9 protein-coding genes are annotated in these 19,298 nt (G+C 77.3%); 8 read left to right on the top strand and 1 reads right to left on the bottom strand.

Going from position 1 to position 19,298, the window contains the following annotated elements; translation table 11 throughout:
* Window positions 1-5: 5 nt before the first annotated feature.
* A complete protein-coding gene (locus tag OG335_RS39215; protein ID WP_405009082.1) occupies window positions 6-1,016 on the bottom strand; it encodes a hypothetical protein in 1,011 nt (336 codons plus the stop codon).
* Window positions 1,017-1,737: 721 nt separating this feature from the next.
* On the opposite strand from OG335_RS39215, the gene OG335_RS39210 reads away from it, so the two are divergent.
* From OG335_RS39210 to OG335_RS39175, 8 genes are read left to right on the top strand one after another with little or no spacing between them, the layout of a single operon-like run.
* Window positions 1,738-2,061, top strand: coding sequence for an acyl carrier protein (locus tag OG335_RS39210; RefSeq protein ID WP_405009083.1), 324 nt, complete (start codon window positions 1,738-1,740; stop codon window positions 2,059-2,061).
* Between the two features lie 7 nt (window positions 2,062-2,068).
* On the top strand, window positions 2,069-3,592 hold the full coding sequence (locus tag OG335_RS39205; RefSeq protein WP_405009084.1) for a glycosyltransferase: 1,524 nt from the start codon (window positions 2,069-2,071) through the stop codon (window positions 3,590-3,592).
* The gene (locus tag OG335_RS39200) at window positions 3,589-4,941 is read left to right on the top strand and encodes a glycosyltransferase family 4 protein (protein ID WP_405009085.1); all 1,353 of its coding nucleotides are present in this window, start codon (window positions 3,589-3,591) and stop codon (window positions 4,939-4,941) included. Before OG335_RS39205 ends, OG335_RS39200 begins: the two co-directional genes overlap by 4 nt.
* Window positions 4,935-6,986: a dehydrogenase E1 component subunit alpha/beta gene (locus OG335_RS39195; RefSeq protein WP_405009086.1), complete on the top strand. Its 2,052-nt coding sequence runs from the start codon at window positions 4,935-4,937 to the stop codon at window positions 6,984-6,986. Before OG335_RS39200 ends, OG335_RS39195 begins: the two co-directional genes overlap by 7 nt.
* Entirely contained in the window at window positions 6,983-8,311 is a 1,329-nt protein-coding gene (locus OG335_RS39190; protein WP_405009087.1) for a 2-oxo acid dehydrogenase subunit E2, read from the top strand. Before OG335_RS39195 ends, OG335_RS39190 begins: the two co-directional genes overlap by 4 nt.
* The gene (locus OG335_RS39185; RefSeq protein ID WP_405009088.1) at window positions 8,308-10,206 is read left to right on the top strand and encodes a condensation domain-containing protein; all 1,899 of its coding nucleotides are present in this window, start codon (window positions 8,308-8,310) and stop codon (window positions 10,204-10,206) included. Before OG335_RS39190 ends, OG335_RS39185 begins: the two co-directional genes overlap by 4 nt.
* Window positions 10,199-13,549: an amino acid adenylation domain-containing protein gene (locus tag OG335_RS39180; protein ID WP_405009089.1), complete on the top strand. Its 3,351-nt coding sequence runs from the start codon at window positions 10,199-10,201 to the stop codon at window positions 13,547-13,549. The genes OG335_RS39185 and OG335_RS39180 overlap by 8 nt, the downstream gene beginning before the upstream one ends.
* Window positions 13,546-19,200, top strand: a complete 5,655-nt coding sequence (locus tag OG335_RS39175; RefSeq protein WP_405009090.1) for an amino acid adenylation domain-containing protein — start codon at window positions 13,546-13,548, stop codon at window positions 19,198-19,200. The genes OG335_RS39180 and OG335_RS39175 overlap by 4 nt, the downstream gene beginning before the upstream one ends.
* Window positions 19,201-19,298: the final 98 nt, after the last annotated feature.

Raw genomic sequence — 19,298 nt, 5'->3', positions numbered from 1 at the left:
GCGGGTCAGCGCGCGCAGGCGCGGCGGGCTGCGCGGTACGCCTTCACCGGGTCGTTGTCGAGGTAGTTCCACGGCGACTCGGTGACGGTGCCGCCGAGTTCACGGAAGAGCAGGTCGGCGGCCCTCGGCTGCCCGGAGAGGTGGAACACCATCGCGAAGGTGTTGAGGGCGGACTTCCAGCCGCGCGGCCGCGCGTAGGCGGGGTGGCGGATCGAGCGGTCGGCGGCCTCGTGCAGTTCGTCGCGGACGTCCTGGCGGAGGATGTACGCCCGGTCGTCGCCCGGGTCGAGGTCGAGCCAGTGCTCCAGGTGGGCGAGGGCGACGAGTTCGCCCAGCGGGCTGCCCTCGGGGGCGGAGAGCATCGCCGTCCGGGCGAAGTCGTGCATCTCCTCGTGCGAGCCGCCCCACTTGGCGCACACCTGCTGGAGCCGCTGCCGGTGCGAGCCCAGGTGGTCCGGGCGGCGCCGCAGCGCGGCCTCGAAGCGGTACCGGCCGATGTCGGCGCCGAGCGAGGCGCCGCGGGCGCTGATCTGCAGGAAGTACCAGGGGGCGAGCCACTGCGGTTCCCGCTCGGCCACCTCGTACAGCTGGGCCTCGGCGGTCTCCAGCCGCTCGTGGAAGGTCTTCCACTGCTCCTCGGAGACGTACTTGGCCCGGGCGCTGGTGCGGGCCTCCCAGGCCCAGGCGATCTGCCGGGCGCCGGAGAGGAGCAGCGGCAGGGCGGAGTCCGGCTCGGCGGCGACGGCGGCGGGTATCCACGCCTCGACTCCGGGGGTCTCGGAGACGACGGCGAGCATCCAGGTGAGGTCGGCGGAGTCGTGGACGCCCGTCAGCCCGCCCCGCAGGGTCGCCCAGTCGCCGGCCGCGGCGGCGGTGCGGAGGGCGGAGAGTTCCGCGTCGCCGCACGCCGGGTCGGCCGCCGTCGTGTCGGGGGCGGACCGGCCGCGGAGGAGTCCGCGCAGGCCGGCGGGGCCGTTCGCGGTCTCGCTGTCGTCGCGGCGGCGGAAGAGCGGCATGCGGGCCCCCAGGGTGTCGGTACGTCAGCCGGCCTTTCAACGGCCGTTCGAACGCAGTACATATCACGGAGGGCGGGGCGGGGCCCGAGCCGCCCCCGGGTGTTCGTGTGCCGAACGCCGCTGCTGGGGGCGCCCGCGGTGGTCCGCCCGGTGCCCGGGCCCGCGGCGGCGGGCCCGGCGGACGGCGCTTCGGCCGATCGGCGGGCCGGTGTGGTGCTCGGCGAGTCCGGCGGCGGCGTGCGGGAAGGCCGCGACGCCGTCCCGCGGGGAGCGCCGGGGGCGGGTCGGAACCGGGCGCGGTCGGAGTCGGGCGGCGGCGGAGGCCGCGCCCGGACGGGCCTCTGCGGGGGAGCCGTCCGCCGCTGACCGCCATGGGCATGACTAACCGTGCAGGTGGTGCGGCCGGAAGGCGCTGCCCCCGATCCATTGACACCGTCCGGACCCACTGCTGAAATGGCGTCGCCCGATGGGACGGGAGCGGCGGTCCACTACTACGTGGGAGCGCTCCCACAGCTGGCGGGCTCCACCCGCGCGCGCCGACCACCGACCCCGGCGCACCCACCCTCACCGCCCGGCCCAGCCGGCGCCCGACGCTGCCCTGCACGTCCCGCGCCGCGAAGTGGCCGTGCCGCCGTACCTGCACAGGGAGAACAGCCATGCACGCCTTGCCCGCCCGCGGCAGCGCCGCCACCTCCGCAGACGCGTCGCCGGGAGCGAGACGGTGAGCGCCACCGAGGAGGGCGTCGCCCGCATCTGGGCGGAGTCCGTCGGAGCGGCGCCGGCCACCCCCCACACCGACTTCTTCGACGCGGGCGGCACCTCGCTGGCGCTGGTGCACTTCCTCGCCGGCGTGCACGACGCGTACGGCGTCGAGCTGCCGCTGGACCGGCTGTTCACCGAGGGCTTCACCGTCGCCGGGGCCGCGGCAGCGGTCGAGCAGTTGCTGACGGAGGGCGTCAGTCAGGAAGAACTCGACGCACTGGCAGCTGAGTTGGACGGCCTGAGCGACGACGAGATCCGCGCCCTCCTGGCCGAGGAGGTGTAACCCCGCCATGGCCCTGTTCCTGCTCGTGACACACGGCAGCGACGGCGACGTCCTGCCGTTCGTGAGCCTGGGCGCCGCGCTCGTCCGCGCCGGCCACCGGGCCGTGCTGCTCACCCACGCGCCGTACCGGGAGGCCGCGGCCCGCGCGGGCCTCGGCTTCGAACCGATCGACGGCGAGGACGCCTTCGAGCGGGTCCTCGCCGACACGCCCCACCTGCTCGGCGGCACGCGGGCCCGGCTCGGCTGGGACGCCTTCTACCGGCGCAACGGCATGTTCGAGCAGATCGCCGCCGAGTGCCGCACCCTGCGGCGGCTGCACTCCCCCGGCGAGACCGTCCTCGTCGGCCGCCACACCTCGGCGGTCTCGGTGCGCTTCACCGCCGAACTCCTCGGCGCACCCGCCGCCTGGGTGGCCCTCGCACCCACCCAGCTGATGGCCGCACCCGTCGCCGCCCACCTCTACGGCACCGAACTCGCCGACGGCCTGCAGGCCGTCCGCGCCGGCCTCGGGCAGCCGCCGATCCGCGACTGGCGGGCCTGGTTCGCCGCGAGCGACGCCGAGATCGGCCTGTGGCCGAGCTGGTTCGACGCCGCCGGCACCCGCTCGCCGGCCCGGACCTCCCTGACCGGCTTCCCGCTGCCCGACGGCACGGCGGACGCCCTCGGCGCCCGGCAGGCCGGGCCGACGGACGCACCGGGCACCCTGCGCGGCGGCCCCGCGGACGGGCCGGCCGACGTGTTCGGCGGTGCCTTCGCGCCCGGCGTCCGGCCCGTGCTCGCCACCGGCGGCACCGGCCGCATGCTGGACCCCGACTACTACCCGGCCCTGGTGGCCGCCGCCGCGGAGACCGGGCTGCCGACCCTCCTGGTCGTCCGGCACCGCGATCTGCTGCCGGCCTCGCTGCCCGGCAACCTCCGCTGGTCGCCCGGGCTCAGCTTCGCCGCGGCCGTGCCGCGGGCCGCCGCGGTGGTGCACCACGGCGGCATCGGCACGACCGCACGGGTGCTCGCCTCCGGCACACCGCAGGTGCTGATGGCCGACGGCATCGACCGGCCGGACAACGCCGCCCGGCTCGCCCGCTGGGGCCTGGCCCGCACGGTGCCCGCCGCCCGCTGGCGGACGGCCGACCTGCCCGCCGCCGTGCGCGCCGCGGCCTCCGACCACGGCTACCGGGCGCGGGCCCGGGCCGTCGCCGGACTGCCCGACCCGCACGGCGCCCAGGACGCCGCCGCGGACCGCCTGGTCCGGCTGCTCGACCGTACGGAGACCGCGGCCCCGGACGGCTCCGTCCGTGACCGCCTGCGCGACCTGCCGCCGCGCGACCTCGAACGGATCCGGGCGCGCCTGCGCCTGCGGCTCGACCGGCCCGCCACGGCAGCCCCGGCCGACCTGCCCGCCACGGCGACCCCGGTCACCGGGCCCGCACCGGCCGACCGGCCCGCCACGGCGATCCCGCAGCAGGCCACCGCGCGGACCGCACGCCGCGCCGGCGACGCGCCGGACGGCCTGCTGCTGGGGGTGGAGCGGTGAGGATCCTGCTCGCCCAGAACCTCATCCACCTCCCGTCGCACGGCGGCGCCAACCGGTCGAACCGGCTGCTGCTGGAACGGCTCGCCGCACGCGGCCACACCTGCACGGTCGTCGGCCCGCTCACCGGCGCGCTCGCCACCGTGACGGGCGGCGCGGCGGACGCCGTCCGCGCGCTGACCGAGCGGGGCGCCACCGTGCTGTCCGACGGACCGGACGCCGTCGTCTACACCCACCGGGGCGTCACCGTGCACGCGGTGCGCACGCCGTCCCTGCTGCCCGGGCGGGTCCGGGCGGTGGCGGCCGAGCTGCGGCCCGACCGCACGCTCGTCCCCGGCGACGATCCGGGGCACGTCATGCTGAGCGCGGCCCTGGCGGCCACCCCGGACCGGGTCGTCTACCTCGTGCACACCATCCAGCAACTGCCGTTCGGCCCCGGGGCGTTCCATCCCAGCGAGGCCGGCACCCGGATGGTGCGGCGGGCCGCCGCCGTCATGGCGGTCAGCCGGGCCGCCCGGGAGTACGTCCGGCAGCACGCCGGGCTCGACGCCCGGGTGATCCATCCGCAGGTGTACGGCGACGGACCGTTCCCCGCGCTCGGCCGGTTCGGCCGCGGAGCGGTCACCATGGTCAACCCCTGCGCGTACAAGGGCATCTCGATCCTGCTCGGCCTCGCCGACGCGCTGCCCGCAGTGCCGTTCCTGGCCGTTCCCACCTGGGGTGCCGACCGCGCGGAGCGGGAGCAGCTCGAACGCCGTCCCAACATCACCGTCGCCCCGCCGGTGGACGACATCGACGAGGTGCTGCGCCGCACCGGCGTCCTGCTGATGCCCTCGCTGTGGGACGAGACGTTCGGCTACACCTGCGTGGAGGCGATGCTCCGCGGCATCCCGGTGCTCGCGTCGGACGTCGGCGGCCTCACCGAGGCCAAGCTCGGCGTGCCGGGCCGGCTGCCCGTCCGGCCCGTCACCTCCTACCTCCCCGGCGCGGGGTCGGCCCGGCCGCTGCCCGTGGTGCCCGCGCAGGACCTCGGCCCGTGGCGGGAGGCGCTCACCGCGCTGCTCACCGACCGCGGCCACTACGAGGGCCTGGCCGCGCACTCGCGGGCCGCCGCGGCCGCGTTCGCCACCGGCCTCGACCCGGACGCCTTCGAGCACTACCTCGCCGAACCCGTCACGCCCCCGGCACCGCCCGCACCGGTGCAGCCGCCCCCCGCACCCCGCACCGGTGCCGACCCCGGTGCCGACCGGACGGCCGTGCTCCGGCTGCTCGCCGCCCGCCGGGCCGCCGCCCGGCACCCGGCACCCGACGCCGCACCCACCCAGCGCACCGAGGAGCCGACCCCGTGCTGAACCCCCTGGCCCGCCCCGGGCCCGCCCCCGCCGACGCGGCGCCGGACGGCCCGGCCGACGACGACCTGGCCACGCTGCTGCTGATCCGCCACGTCGAGCTCGCGCTGCTGCGCCTGTTCGGCGAGGGACGGGTCAGCGGCACCACCCACACCTGCCTCGGCCAGGAGTACGTGCCGGTGGCACTGGCCCCTCTGCTCCGCGCCGACGACATGGTGTTCAGCAACCACCGCGGCCACGGCCACTACCTCGCCCTGACGGGCGACGCCGACGGCCTGCTCGCCGAGGTGATGGGCCGCCAGGGCGCCGTCTGCGGCGGCGTCGGCGGCAGCCAGCACCTCTACACCGACGGCTTCCTCTCCACCGGCGTGCAGGGCGAGAGCCTGCCCGTCGCGGTCGGCGCGGCCCTGCGGCGCAGCCGGACGGGCGACGGCGCCCTCGCGCTCGCCTTCGTCGGTGACGGCACCTGGGGCGAGGGCGCAGTCTACGAGGCGCTGAACATGGCCGCGCTGTGGCACCTGCCGCTCGTCGTCGTGGTCGAGCACAACGGCATCGCGCAGTCGACGCCGACCCGGCTGCAGATGGCGGGCACCGTGCGGGCCCGCGCGGAGGCGTTCGGCGCGGCCCACCACCACTCGGCGGAGACCCGCCCCGGCGCGCTGCGCGCCGAGCTGCAGCCGCTGCTCGCGCGGGTACGGGCGGGCGGCGGCCCGCTGGTCGTCGAGCTGGACGTGCCGCGGCTCGGCCCGCACAGCAAGGGCGACGACACCCGCGGCGCCGAGGAGTTGGCGGCGCTGCACGACCGCGACTGGTACGCCGCCCGCGCGGGCGCGTCGCCCGGGCGGTTCGCCGCATGGGACGCGCGGCAGGCCGCGCTGGTCGACCGGCTGGTCGCCGAGGTGTCGGCGCGGCCCCCGTCCGACGGGCGGGCCCGCGCGAGCCGTACGGGCAGCGCGCCGGCGGTCGTCCCCGCGCCGGCGGTCGTCGACGCGGCGGCGGTCGTCGACGGCACGCCGCCGCGACGCGAGCGGGTCGCCGAGAACCTCAACCGGGCCCTGCACGGCCTGATGGAGTCCGACCCCTCCGTGCACCTGCTCGGCGAGGACGTGTCGGACCCGTACGGCGGCGCCTTCAAGGTCACCCGCGGCCTGTCGACCCGGTTCGGCGACCGGGTGCGGTCCACCCCGCTCAGCGAGGGCGCCATCACGGGCGTCGGCGCCGGTCTGGCGCTCGCCGGCGACCGGGCCGTGGTCGAGATGATGTTCGGCGACTTCGTCACCCTGGCCTTCGACCAGCTGGTCAACTTCGCCGCGAAGTCCGTCTCGATGTACGGCCGGAGAGTGCCCGTGCCGCTGCTGGTGCGCTGCCCGGTCGGGGGGCGCCGCGGCTACGGCCCCACGCACAGCCAGAGCCCGCAGAAGCACCTGCTGGGCGTGCCGGACCTCGACCTGTACGAGCTGAGCCCGTTCCACGACGCGGTGCCGCTGGTGCGGCACGCCCTCACCACGGGCACCCCGTCGGTGCTCTTCGAGGACAAGGTGCTCTACACCGAGCGGCGGTACGCCGACGGCGTCGTCGACGACGTGCTGGGCTACCGGCTCGACGGCGGCCCGCTGGGCACGGCGGTGGTCGGCCCGGCCGGCGTGGAGGAGGTCGACGCGGTGCTGATCGCGCCCGGCGGGCTCGCCCGCCGCGCGGTCGACGCCGCGCGCCTGCTCCTGCTGGAGGACGAGCTCTGCTGCCGCCTGCTGGTGCCCGTGCAGCTCCACCCGCTCGACGCCGACCGGCTCGCCGAGCTGTGCGCCGGCGCGGGCAGCGTCGTCGTGGTGGAGGACGGCACCCCCGGGGCCGGCTGGGGCACCGAGGTGGCGCACGCGCTGCACACGCGGCTCTGGTCGGAGCTGCGCGCCCCGGTGCGGGTGCTGAGCGCGGCGGACGCGGTCGTGCCGGCCGCACCGCACCTGGAGGACGAGGTGTTCCTGCAGGCCGAGGACATCCGGCGGGCGGTCCGCGCGTCGGTACAGCACGGAGAGGAACGGTCGCGGTGACGGAGTACCGGATGCCGAAGGTCAACAACAACGACGCGGCCTACACCCTGCTGGCCTGGCTGGTGCCGGACGGCGGGAAGGCGGCCGAGGGCGAGCCGCTGCTGGAGGTGGAGACGTCGAAGGCGATCGAGGAGCTGGCCGCCCCGGCCGACGGCCTGCTGGAGCAGCTGGGCCGGCCCGGGCAGGAGTACGCCCCGGGCGACCTGATCGCCCGGCTGCACGCGGACGCCGGGTCGCTGGAGGCCGCCCGGCGGCCGGTGCCGGCCGCGGCGGAGGCCGCCGTGGCAGAAGCCGCCGCACCGACGGCCGCGGCACCCGCGGACGCACCGGGCCGCAGTGAGGGCCCGGTGCTGACCGCGCCCGCCCGGGCGCTGCTCGCCGAGCTGGGCATCCCCGAGGCGGAGGCGCTCGCGCTCGGCGTGCCGCTGGTGCGGCGGGCCGAGGTGGAGCGGCTGGCGGCGGCCCGTACGGCGGCCGTGCCCGTGGGCACCGCACCCGGGGACACCGCACCCGGGGACACCGCACCCGTGGGCACCGCGCCCGGGGACACCGGCCTTCGGGCGGCAGACGTACGGGTCACCGCGCAGGCCCTGGACGCGCCGGCCGTACAGGCCGCGCAGGACCCGCCCGGCACCACGGTGACGCCGCTGCCGCGGATCCAGCGGGCGGTGGCCGCCACGGTCACCGCCGCCCACCGCGACATCCCCGCGGCGTTCACCGCCGTGGAGGTCGACGTGACGGAGGCCCTGGGCGCCGGACCCGCCCTCCGTGCGGCCGCCGGCACGCTCGTCGGGCTCCCCGAACTGACGCTCGCCGCGCTCGCCGCGCGACGCGGCACCGACCCGGCCTGCTTCGCCGCGCTGACGGCGGACGGCACGGCCACCCGGCTGGTACCCGGCGCGCACGTCGGGGTGACCTTCGACCTCGGCGGCGGACTGTTCGTGCCCGTGGTGCACGACGCCGACCGGGCCCCGCTCGGCGACCTGGCCCGCACGCTGATGCAGTACCGCATGGCGGCGCTGCGCGGTGCCTTCCGCGACCGGGAGCTGCAGGGCGCGAACATCACCCTGACCCTGCACACCGACCCCGGGGTGGCCTTCGCGCTGCCGGTGGTCTTCCCCGGGCAGGCGTGCGCCCTGTCCCTGGCGGCGCCCCGCACGGTCGTCCTGCCCGGACCCGACGGCGGGTTCCGGGCCCGCAGCCTCGTGCACCTCGGCGCCGCCTTCGACCACCGGCTGCTGAACGGCCGCCAGGTGGTGGCCCTGCTCACCGGCGTGAAGGACCTGTTGGAGGCGCCGCTGCGCCTCGCCGGGGAGGACGAGTGACCACGCCCCGCACCACCCCTCGCACCACGGACGTCCCGGACGGCCCGGACGCCGACGGCGCGCCCGGCACGGGCCCTGCGCGGCCGGACGACCGCCGCGGCCTCGCCCTGCGCCTGCTGGCGGCCCGGCGGCAGGCGGCCTCCGGCAGCCGCGGCATCCCCCGGGTGCCGCGCGGCGGCGGCCCGCTGATCTGCTCCGCGGAGCAGCGCCGGCTCTGGCTGGCCGACCGGATCGGCGGGCCGTCCGCCTCGCCGCCGGTCACCGCGGGCCTCGCGCTGGAGGGTGTGCTCGACCTCGACCGGCTGGCCGCGGCGCTGGCCGCCGTGGTCGACCGGCACCCCGTCCTGCGCACCCGCTACGCGGAGCACGACGGCGAGCCGGTGCAGTTGCTGCCCGAGCACCCGCTGACGCCCGACGAGGCCCGCACGCTGCTGGAGACGGTGGATCTGACGCCCGTCCCCGCGGAGGAGCGCGAGGCGCTCGCGCAGGCCGTCGCCGTGGAGGCGGGGAGCCACCGCTTCGACCTGGCGACCGGGCCGATGCTGCGGCTGACGGTGCTGCGGCTGGCACCCGACCGTCACCGGCTGCTGCTGGTCTGCCACCACATCGCGGCCGACGCCCGGTCGGCGGCCCTGCTGACGGGCCGACTGGCCGACGCCTACCGGGCGCTCGCCGCCACCGACACGGCCGCTCCCACCGACACGACCGACGCAACCGACGCGGCCGACGCGGCGGAGCCGGAAGGGCCGGACTACGCGGACTACGCGGTGTGGTCGCGGCACCGCCTGGACCAGGTGCTGCCCGAGCGGCTCGCCTACTGGCGGCACCGGCTGCAGGGTGCCGCGCCCGTACTCGAGCTCGGCCTGGCCGCCCCGCGGGAGGCCCGGGCGGCGACGGGGCGCAGCACGGCCTCGGTGACCGTGCGGCTGACCGCCGGGACGGTGGAGCGGCTGCGCGCGGTCGGGGCGGGCGCGCGGCTGACGGCGCACACCGTGCTGCTCGCCGGGTTCCTGGTGGTGGTGGCGCGCTGCGCGGACCGGCGGGACGTCACGGTGGGTGTGGTCTCGGGCGGCCGGCCGCACCGTGACCTCGACCCCGTGGTGGGCTGTTTCACCGATCTGCTGCCGCTGCGGGTCTCGCTCGCGGACGATCCGGCGTTCCGGGTGCTCGCGCTGCGCGTGCGGGACGCGCTCGCGGCGGGCCTGGCGCAGGCCGCGCCGTTCGACCGGATCGTGGCGGCCGCGGCCCCGCGCCGGGCGCCGGGCGTGCACCCGCTGTTCCAGGTGCTGTTCGTGGAAAGGGACGAGGGCACCGCGGTCGCCGGGGCGCCGGACACGGGCTGGGGCCCGGGGGTGGACGCGCACCCCTGGGGCCAGGAGGTCGACGGCACCGCCTACGACCTCACGCTGGCGGCGGGCGCCGGACCGGACGGCGCGGAGCTGGTGCTGACGTATCCGTGCGCGCGGTACACGCGGAAGTCCGTCACGGGCCTGGCCGAGGCGCTCGCCGAGCTGCTGGCGGAGCTGGCGGAGCGGCCGGACGCCCCGGTGAGCACGCTGCGGACGGCCGAGCCCTGGCGGGCGCCCGTGCGGGCCGCCGCGCCGACCGGCCGGGCGGCCGTCGCCACGACCGGCGCGGCAGCCGCACCGGCGGGCGGCGGCCCGGTCGGGGAGTTGCGAGCCCTCTGGTGCGAGGTCCTGGGCCGGGCCGGGGTCGGCGACCACGACGACCTCTTCGCCCTCGGCGGCGACTCGCTGGCCGTCGTGCGGATCGCCGCGCGCATCGAGGAGCGGTACGGCGTGGCCGTCCCGGCCTCGGCCTTCTTCGAATCCCCCACCCCTGCCGGATTCGGCGCGGTACTCGCCCGTCTCACCGAGGAGCACCAGCATGTCTGACCGCGAGTACCCGCTGACGCCGGGGCAGGAACGGATGTGGTTCCTGCAGCGCGTCGACCCGGACGACGTGTCGGAGAACCTCGTCACCGTGCGCCGTCTGACCGGCCCGCTCGATCCGGCGGCGTTCCAGCGGGCGGTGGACACCGTGGTCGGCCGGCACGAGCCGCTGCGCGCCTCGTTCGCCGAGGTCGACGGTGCGCCCGTGCAGCGGATCGACGGCGGGGCGCGGGTCGGGGTGGCGGTGCACGACCTGCGGGCGGCCGCCGACCCGGAGGCGGCCGCGGTGAGCCGTGCGGGGCGGCGCGGCCTGGAGCCGTACGCACCGGACCGCGGCCCGCTGCTGCGGGTGGAGCTGTACCGCACCGGGGAGCGGACGCACGTGCTGCTGGTCGCGGCGCACCACCTGGTCTCCGACGGCTGGTCGATCCGGCTGCTGCTCGACGAGCTCGTCACCGCGCACGACGCGGCGGTGGCCGGCCAGGTGCCCCGACTGCCGTCCGTGGAGGGCGGTTTCGGCGATCACGTGATGTGGCAGCGGTCCCGGGCGGCGGGACCGGCGGCGGACCGGGCGCTGGCCCACTGGTCGGCCGAGCTGGCGGCGCCGCCGGCTCGCGGGCTGCCCCCGGCGGCGGCTCCGGCCCGCCCGGCACCCGACCGCGACCGGGCGACCTCCTGGGTGCGGGCCGGGGTCGACGGCGCCCTCGCGGCAGCCGTGGAGGGGTGCGCCCGCAGCCGCGGGTGCACGCCGTTCATGGCCTGGCTGGCGCTCTACCAGCTGCTGGTGGCCCGGCACACCGGGCAGGACGACCTGGTGGTGGGTGCGCCGACGGCCGGGCGCGAGCGCAGCGCCGACGAGCACCTGATCGGGTGCTTCACCGCGGTGCTGCCGCTGCGCGCCGACCTCGGCGGCGACGTCACCTTCGAGGGCCTGCTCGACCGCACCCGGTCGGCCGTCACCGGGGCGCTCTCCCACCCGCAGGTGCCGTACGAGCGGCTGCTCGGCGCCCTGGGCACGGCCCGCGAGGAGGGGCAGCGGCAGTTGTTCCGGCACTGGTTCAACCTGCACACGGAGGCGGCACCGGCGCCTGCGCGGGCTGCCGCCGCGTCCGGCGCCACGGCGCCCGGGGTGCTGCGGGTCGAGGCGCTGCCGGGCGAGCCCGCGCCGACGCCGTTCGACACCGCGCTGGACGCCTGGCCGCACGCCGACGGCCTCCACCTGGTGCTGGGTCACGACCCGGCGGTGCTGGACGGCGCGGCCGCGCAGGCCCTGCTGGACAGACTGCCGCTGCTGGCCCGGGCCGCCGTGGCGCAGCCCGGCGTGCCGGTGGCCGAGCTGTCGCTCCTGGCGCCCGGCGAACACGGCTCGCTGCTGCACGGTCCGGCCGACACCGCGGCGGCGGGTGACGAGGACGAGACGGTGGTCTCGCTGCTGCTCCGCCAGGCCGCCCGTACGCCCGACGCGCCGGCCGTACGCGACGGCGAACGGGTGCTCAGCTACCGGGAGTTGCTGGCCGAGGCGCAGCGGGCGGCAGTCGCCGTGCGCGCGATGGGAGCGCTCCCAGGGACGCCGGTGGGGCTCCACGGCGAGCGGTCGGCCGCGTCGGTCGCCGGGATCTGGGGCATCCTCCTCGCCGGCTGTGGCTACCTGCCGCTCGACCCCGGCCTGCCGCCCGAACGGGCCCGGGCCATGCTCAACCGGGCCGGCGCCACCGCCGTCCTGACCACCACCGCCACGACCACCACCGCCACAACCGCCTCCGGCACGACGGATGCCGGCCTCGGGCTGCCGACCGCGGCGCTCTCCCCCCACATCGCCGACCCCGGCACGCCCGCCCACCCCACCGATCCCGCCCACCCCGCCGATCCCGCCACGTTCGCCGACCCGGCCGGGCCCGCGCCCGGCGACCTCGCCTACGTCCTGCACACCTCCGGCTCCACCGGCGAGCCCAAGGCGGTGGCCGTCCCCCATCGCGCCCTCACCGCGCGGGTGCGCTGGATGGGCGAGGCCTACGGCCTCGGCCCCGGCGAGCGCGTGCTGCAGTTCGCCGCGCTGGGCTTCGACACCCACGTGGAGGAGATCTTCCCCGCCCTCACCCACGGTGCGGAGGTCGTGCTGCTGCCCGTGCCCGCCGCCGAACTCCCCGACTGGCTGGGCGGCCCCGACGGCGGCGCCCTGACCGTCCTCGACCTGCCCACCGCCTACTGGCAGGAGCTCGTGGCCGCCGGTCCCTCCGTGCCGTGGCCACCCGCGCTGCGCACCGTGGTGCTCGGCGGCGACCAGGTCGCGGCGGCCTCGGTGGCGGCCTGGCGCGAACGGTTCGGCGACCGGGTCGAGCTGTGGAACACGTACGGCCCCACCGAGGCCGCCGTGATCGCCACCGCGACCCGGCTCGGCGCCGCCGACACCCACGGGCGGCCCGGCATCGGCCGCCCGATCGCCGCCACCGGCGCGTACGTGCTGGACGACGGCCGGCGCCCGGTGCCGGCCGGCGTGCCCGGCGAGCTGTGGCTGGCCGGGGCCGGGATCGCCGACGGCTACCTCGGCCGCGCCGACCTCACCGCGGACCGCTTCACCGACGACCCGTACGGACCGCCCGGCCCGGGGGCGCCCCCGGCGGCGGCGGGCCGCGGGCGGATGTACCGGACGGGCGACCTCGCCCGGCTGCGGCCCGACGGCACGCTGGAGTTCCTCGGCCGCCGCGACCGGCAGCTCAAGGTGCGCGGCCACCGGGTCGAACCGGCCGAGGTGGAGGCCGCCCTGCTGCGCCACCCCGGCGTCGCCCGGGCCGTCGTGGACCTGCACGACGATGCGGGCCGGCAGACGCTGGCCGCCTGGGTGGTCGCCGCCCCCGGCACCGACGCGCCGCAGCCCGACGCCCTGCGGCGGCATCTGCGCGGGCTCCTGCCCGCCCACCTCGTCCCGGACGCCTACGCGGTGCTGGACCGGCTGCCGTTGACCGTCCGCGGCAAGGTCGACCGCGCCGCCCTCCCCGCGCCCGGTGGCGCCGCGGACGGTGCGACCGGCCCCGCCACCGTCCGCACCCCGCCGCGGACCGACGCCGAACACCTGGTCGCCGAGGTGTGGGCCGAGGTGCTCGGCCTCGAACAGGTCGGCGTGCACGACGACTTCTTCACCCTGGGCGGCCACTCACTGCTCGCCGTCCGGGTGCTGGCCCGGCTGCGGGCCGCCCTCGGGCTCGACCTCCCGGTGCGCACCCTGTTCACCGCACCGACCGTGGCCGGCACGGCCGCGGCCGTGGAGGACCTCCTGCTCGCCGAGATCGACGCCCTCAGCGACGACGAGGTGCACGCACTGATCCAGGAAGGGGGCCCGGCGAGATGACCACCGGCGCCGACACCGCACGACCGCACGACGCACGGGCCGAACTCCTCGCCCGACGGCTGCGCACGGCCCGCACCGCAGGCCCGGTCACGACCGTGCCCCGGCGGCCGGAGGGCAGCGAACCGCCGCTGTCCTTCGCCCAGGAGCGGCTCTGGTTCATGGACCGGTTCGTGCCCGACAGCACCGCCTACACCGTGCCCCTGGTCGTCCGGCTGCGCGGTCCGCTCGACACCGCACGGCTGGTCCGGGCGGTGGAACGCGTCGTCGCCCGGCACGAGAGCCTGCGGATGCGCTTCCCCACCGCCGAGGACGGCACCCCGCGGGTCGTCGTCGACCCGCCCGGCCGTTTCCGGCCGACCGTCCGCACGGCCGATCCGGACCTCGGGCCGGAGGCCCGCGAGGAGCAGCTGAGCCGCTGGGTGCAGGAGGAGACCGGCAGGCCCTTCGACCTCGCCGACGGCCCCGTCGTCCGCGCGTGTCTGCTGCGGGCCGACCCGGAGGACCACCGGCTGGTCGTGGTGCAGCACCACATCGTCTCCGACGGGTGGTCGAGCGAGCTGTTCCTGCGCGAGCTGCTCGACGACTACCGCGCCGGTCACCCGGCCGACACCGCTCCGGTCGCCGAACCCGCCGTCCGCTACGGCGACTTCGCGGCCTGGCAGCGCGAGCGCTACCAGGGCGCCGTACGCCGGGCCGACCTCGCGCACTGGCGCGCCCGGCTCGACGGCGTGCCCCCGCTCGACCTGCCCACCGACCGGCCCCGCCCCGCCGTGCCCAGCCTGCGCGGCGCCGGGCACGGCATCGCGCTCGACCCCGACCTGAGCCGGGCCGTCCTGGCGCTCGGCGCCGCCCACGGCGCCACGCCCTACATGACGCTCCTCGCCGCCTACCAGGCGCTGCTGGCTCGCTGGTGCGGGCAGGAGGACTTCGCGGTGGGCTCCACCGTCGCCGGCCGCACGCTGCCCGAACTGGAGCCGCTGGTCGGCCTGTTCGCCAACGTGCTGGCGCTGCGCGCCGATCTCTCCGGCGACCCGTCCTTCGCCGCGCTGCTGGCCGGGGTCCGCGACCGGTTCGTGGCCGACCTGGCCCACCAGGACATGCCGTTCGAGCAGCTCGTCGAGGAGCTCGCGCTGCCCCGCGACCCGGGCCGGCCGCCGGTGTTCCAGACCTCCTTCACCCTGCTCAACTACGAGCGTGCCGAGGCGTCCGCCGCCGGCCGCGGCGACGGCCCGACGGTGGAGCACCACCCGTTCACCACCGGCTCCACCCGGTTCGACCTGGAGCTGTACCTGCGGCACACCGACGAGGGGCTGCACGGCTTCTTCACGTACAGTTCCGACCTGTTCGACCCGGCCACCCTCGCGCGGCTGGCCGAGCTCTTCCGGCGGATGCTGCAGCAGGTCGCGCTCCACCCCGAACTCCCGCTCTCCCGGCTCGACCTGACGGACGAGGCCGAACACCGCACCGCGCTCGCGGAGTGGAACGGCGCCGTCGTCGACCTCGCCCCCGGCACCCTGCACGGGCGCTTCGAGCAGCAGGCGGCCCGCACGCCGGACCGCACCTGCCTCACCGTCGACGCCACCGGCGATGTCCTGACATACCGTCAACTCGACTCCATGGCCGAGGCGCTGGCCGTCCGACTGCGCGGCCACGGCGTCGGACCGGAGAAGATCGTCGCCGTGTGCGCGGAGCGCTCCGCCGAGCTCGTCGCCGGCCTGCTGGGCGTGCTCAAGGCCGGCGGCGCCTACCTGCCCCTCGACCCGGACCACCCGGCGGACCGCCTGGCCGGCATGCTCGGCGACGCAGCACCCCCGGTGCTGCTCGTACAGGACGCCGTCCGCGACCGCCTCCCCGCCGAACTCCCCGCCGGCACGCTCGTGATCGGCCTCGACGACCCCGCCCTGTGGCACCAGCCGGCCGACGGCGCCGACCGGCCCGCGGGCCGCCCCGCCGGGCCCGACGACGCGGCGTACGTCATCTTCACCTCCGGCTCCACCGGCCGGCCCAAGGGGGTCGTCTGCACCCACCGTGGCATCGACAACCGGCTCGACTGGATGCAGCGCGCCTACCCGCTGGGCCCCGACGACGCCGTGCTCCAGAAGACCCCGGCCGCCTTCGACGTCTCCGTCTGGGAGCTGTTCTGGCCGCTCCGCGAAGGCGCCCGCCTCGTGATGGCCCGCCCCGGCGGCCACCGCGACGGCGCCTACCTGCGCGACGCCGTCATCCGCCACTCCGTCACCACCGTGCACTTCGTGCCGTCCATGCTCGCCGTCCTCCTCGCCGAGGACGGCGTCGAACGGTGCACCACCCTGCGCACCATGGTCTGCAGCGGCGAGGAACTGCCCGCCGACCTCGCCCGCCGCGCCCTCGCCCGCCTCCCCGGCTGCGCCCTCCACAACCTCTACGGGCCCACCGAGGCGTCCGTCGACTGCACCGCCTGGACGTGCACACCGGAGGCCCTGGAGGGGCTGCGCCGCACGCCCATCGGCCGGCCGATCCAGAACATGCGCGTCCACCTCCTCGACCGGCACGGCCGCCCGGTGCCCACCGGACTGCCCGGCGAACTCCACATCGCCGGGCCCGGCGTGGCCCGCGGCTACCTCGGCAGGCCCGAGCTCACCGCCGAACGCTTCCGCGACGACCCGTGGGGCCCGCCCGGCGCGCGCATGTACGCCAGTGGCGACCTCGCCCGCCATCTGCCCGACGGCACCATCGACTACCTCGGCCGCACCGACCAGCAGGTCAAACTGCACGGCCTGCGCATCGAACCCGGCGAGATCGAGGCCGCCCTGCGGGCCCTGCCCGGCGTCCGGGACGCCGCCGTGACCGTCCGCGAGGACCGGCCGGGCGACCGCCGGCTCGTCGCGTACACCGTGCCCGACGGCTCCGGCGCCGACACCGGCGCCGCCGCCCTCCGCGCCGGGCTGCGCCGTACCCTGCCCGACTCCATGCTGCCCTCCGCGCACGTCACCCTGGACGCGCTGCCCGTCGGCCCGACCGGCAAGCTCGACCGTGCCGCGCTGCCCGCCCCGGTGCTCGCCCCCGCCACCGGCGAGCGGGCCGAGCCGACCACCGACGCGGAACTCGCCGTCGCCGCGGTCTGGGCCGAAGCGCTCGGAATCCCCACCCCGGGGCTCGACGACGACTTCTTCGCCCTCGGCGGGCACTCCCTCCTCGGCATCCGCGTCGTGGCCAGGCTGCGGGCCACCCTCCCGGGCGGCGCGGCGCTCTCCCTGATGGACCTCTTCAAGCACCCCACCGTCCGCGCCCTGGCGGCGCTGGCCGACACCCCGGCAGCCGACCGCGGACCCGCCCGCGTCCTGCACGAACTGACACCCCGGCAGACCTGCGAGCCGGCCCTCACCCTGGTCTGCATCCCGTACGGCGGCGGCAGCGCCGCCGTCTACCAGCCGCTCGCCGAGGCCCTGCCGCCGGGCCACGCCCTGCTGGCGCTGGCCGGCACCGGCGAGGAGATGGGACTGGCCGAGCGCCGCGCCGCGTTCCCCGAGCTGGTCGCCGCGGCCGTCGCCGAGATCCGTTCGCAGGTGCGCGGCCCCGTCGCGCTGTACGGGCACTGCGGGGTCGGCGGCGCCCTGGCCGTCGCCCTCGCGCTGGCCCTGGAGGAGAGCGGGCGGGCGGTCGACGCCGTCTACGTCGGCGGCATCTTCCCCTTCGCCCGGCCCCGCGGACCGCTCGTCCGGCTGCTCGCCCGGCTGGAGCGCCTGGGCAGCGACCGGCGCTACCGCGACTGGCTCACCTCCCTGGGCCTCGGCCTGGACGAGGTCGACCCGGAGCAGGCCCGCCGCATGGTGCACGACCTGCGCACCGACAACATCGAGGCCGAGGAGTACTTCACCGCGCTGCTGCGACGCCGGGTGACGCCGCTGGCGGCGCCGGTGATCTCCGTCGTCGGCGAGCGGGACGACATCACCTCCTACCACGAGGAGCGGTTCAGGGAGTGGCACTTCGTCACCGGCACCACCGCCCTGGTGGTCCTGGACGAGGCCGGGCACTACTTCCTCAAGTACCGCGCCGAGGAGGTCGCCGCGATCGTCACCGGGGTCCACCCGGCGCTGGCCGCCGACCGCACCCCCACGGCCCCCGAACCGAGCTCCGAACCGAGCTCCGAACCGAGCTCCGGGACGGTCGGCGGGCGGCCCGGTACCGCACCGCCGCGGGCCTGGCGCCTCGCCGACGTGTCGAGCCGCTCCCCCGACGCCGCCCCCGCCCCCACCGGGCCCGACGCCACCCCGGCGACCGACGCCACCCCGGCGACCGGCCCGGCCCCGCGCGGCGTCCGGCGCAGGCCCCCGGCACCGGGCATGCCGCGCTTCCTCGCCGTGGCGGCGGGCCAACTGGTCTCCATGGCGGGTACGGCGACCACCGAGTTCGCCCTGCCGCTCTGGCTCTACCTCAGCAGCAACTCGCTGCTGCAGCTCGCCCTGCTCTCGTCGCTCGCACTGGTGCCCGGCCTGCTGGCGGCCCCGGTCGCGGGCACCGTCGCCGACCGGTACAGCCGCCGGGCCGTCATGATCACGGCCGACGCGGCCGCCGGTCTCACCCAGGCCGCGATGCTCGGGCTGCTGCTCGCCGACGCCCTCGCCAGGCCGGCGGTCTACGCCCTGATGACGGTGCTGTCGGTCGCCCTGACGTTCCAGCGGATCGCCTACTCCTCCGCCGTGCCCCAACTGGTGCCCAAGCGGTACCTGGGCCACGCCAACGGTCTCGTCCAGGCAGCCGGCGGCATCGTGCAGTTCGCCGTGCCGCTGGCGGCCACCGCGGCCCTGGCCACGGTCGGGCTGCGCGGCATCCTGATCGCCGACGTCTGCACCTACGTGGTGGCGGTGGCGGTGACCGCCTCGCTGCGCTTCCCGCGGAGCCTGGGGTGGCGCCGCCGGGAGAGCGTGGGCGAGGAGATCCGGGCCGGGTTCCGGCTGGCCACGGGCACGCCGGGATTCCGCGCGATGCTGTTCTTCTTCGCCGGGACGAACCTGCTCGTCGGGCCGCTCTTCATCTTCTTCCAGCCGCTCGTGCTGGGCTTCGGCACCCTGGCGGACGTCGCCCGGGTGTCGCTCGCGGGCGGTCTCGGCATCATGGCCGGCGGCACCCTCATGGCGGTCTGGGGCGGCCCGTCGCAGCGCAGGATGCACGGCGTGCTGACCTCCTTCCTGCTCCTCGCCGCGGGCTGCCTGGTCACCGGGCTGCGGCCGTCGACGACGGTGGTCGCGGCCGGTGTGTTCGGGATGTTCCTCGGGCTCACCGTCATGAACACCATCTACGCGACGATCGTGCAGGTGAAGATCCCGGCCCGGTTCCACGGCCGCGCGTTCGCCGTCAACACGGTGTTCGCGTGGTGCACCATGCCGATCGGCTTCGTCGTGCTGGGGCCGGGCACGGCCGCTCTGCTCCAGCCCGCCCTGGACCCGGGCGGCGCGCTGGCCGGCACCGTCGGCCTGGTGGTCGGCACCGGGCCCGGTCGCGGCCTCGGCCTCACCTACGTGCTGTTCGCGCTGGTGCTGGCCGCGGTGGGCCTGCTCGCCCGGCGGATCACCGTCCTCGCCCGCTTCGACCGGGACGTGCCCGACGCCCGCGCCGACGACCTCGTCGGCCTGGACGCGCTGCAGGAGCGGGCCGCCGCCGGGCGGCCCTGACCACCCGTCGGCAGCCACCCGGCCACCCGTCGGCGGTGGCCGGGCCCGGCGCGCCGGAGGACGGCGGAACGGCCCGGGAGCATCAAAGCGGTTGACGG

Source organism: Kitasatospora sp. NBC_01539, assembly GCF_045040525.1.
Taxonomy (GTDB): domain Bacteria; phylum Actinomycetota; class Actinomycetes; order Streptomycetales; family Streptomycetaceae; genus Kitasatospora.
Note: the sequence above shows the minus strand (reverse complement) of the source record. Positions and strands in the feature narration are given on the sequence as shown.

Excerpts from the sequence above, each read along its gene's own strand:
- OG335_RS39215 (WP_405009082.1), bottom strand. The coding sequence starts at position 1,016 with ATGCCGCTCTTCCGCCGCCGCGACGACAGCGAGACCGCGAACGGCCCC.
- OG335_RS39205 (WP_405009084.1), top strand. The coding sequence starts at position 2,069 with ATGGCCCTGTTCCTGCTCGTGACACACGGCAGCGACGGCGACGTCCTG.
- OG335_RS39180 (WP_405009089.1), top strand. The coding sequence starts at position 10,199 with ATGTCTGACCGCGAGTACCCGCTGACGCCGGGGCAGGAACGGATGTGG.
- OG335_RS39175 (WP_405009090.1), top strand. The coding sequence starts at position 13,546 with ATGACCACCGGCGCCGACACCGCACGACCGCACGACGCACGGGCCGAA.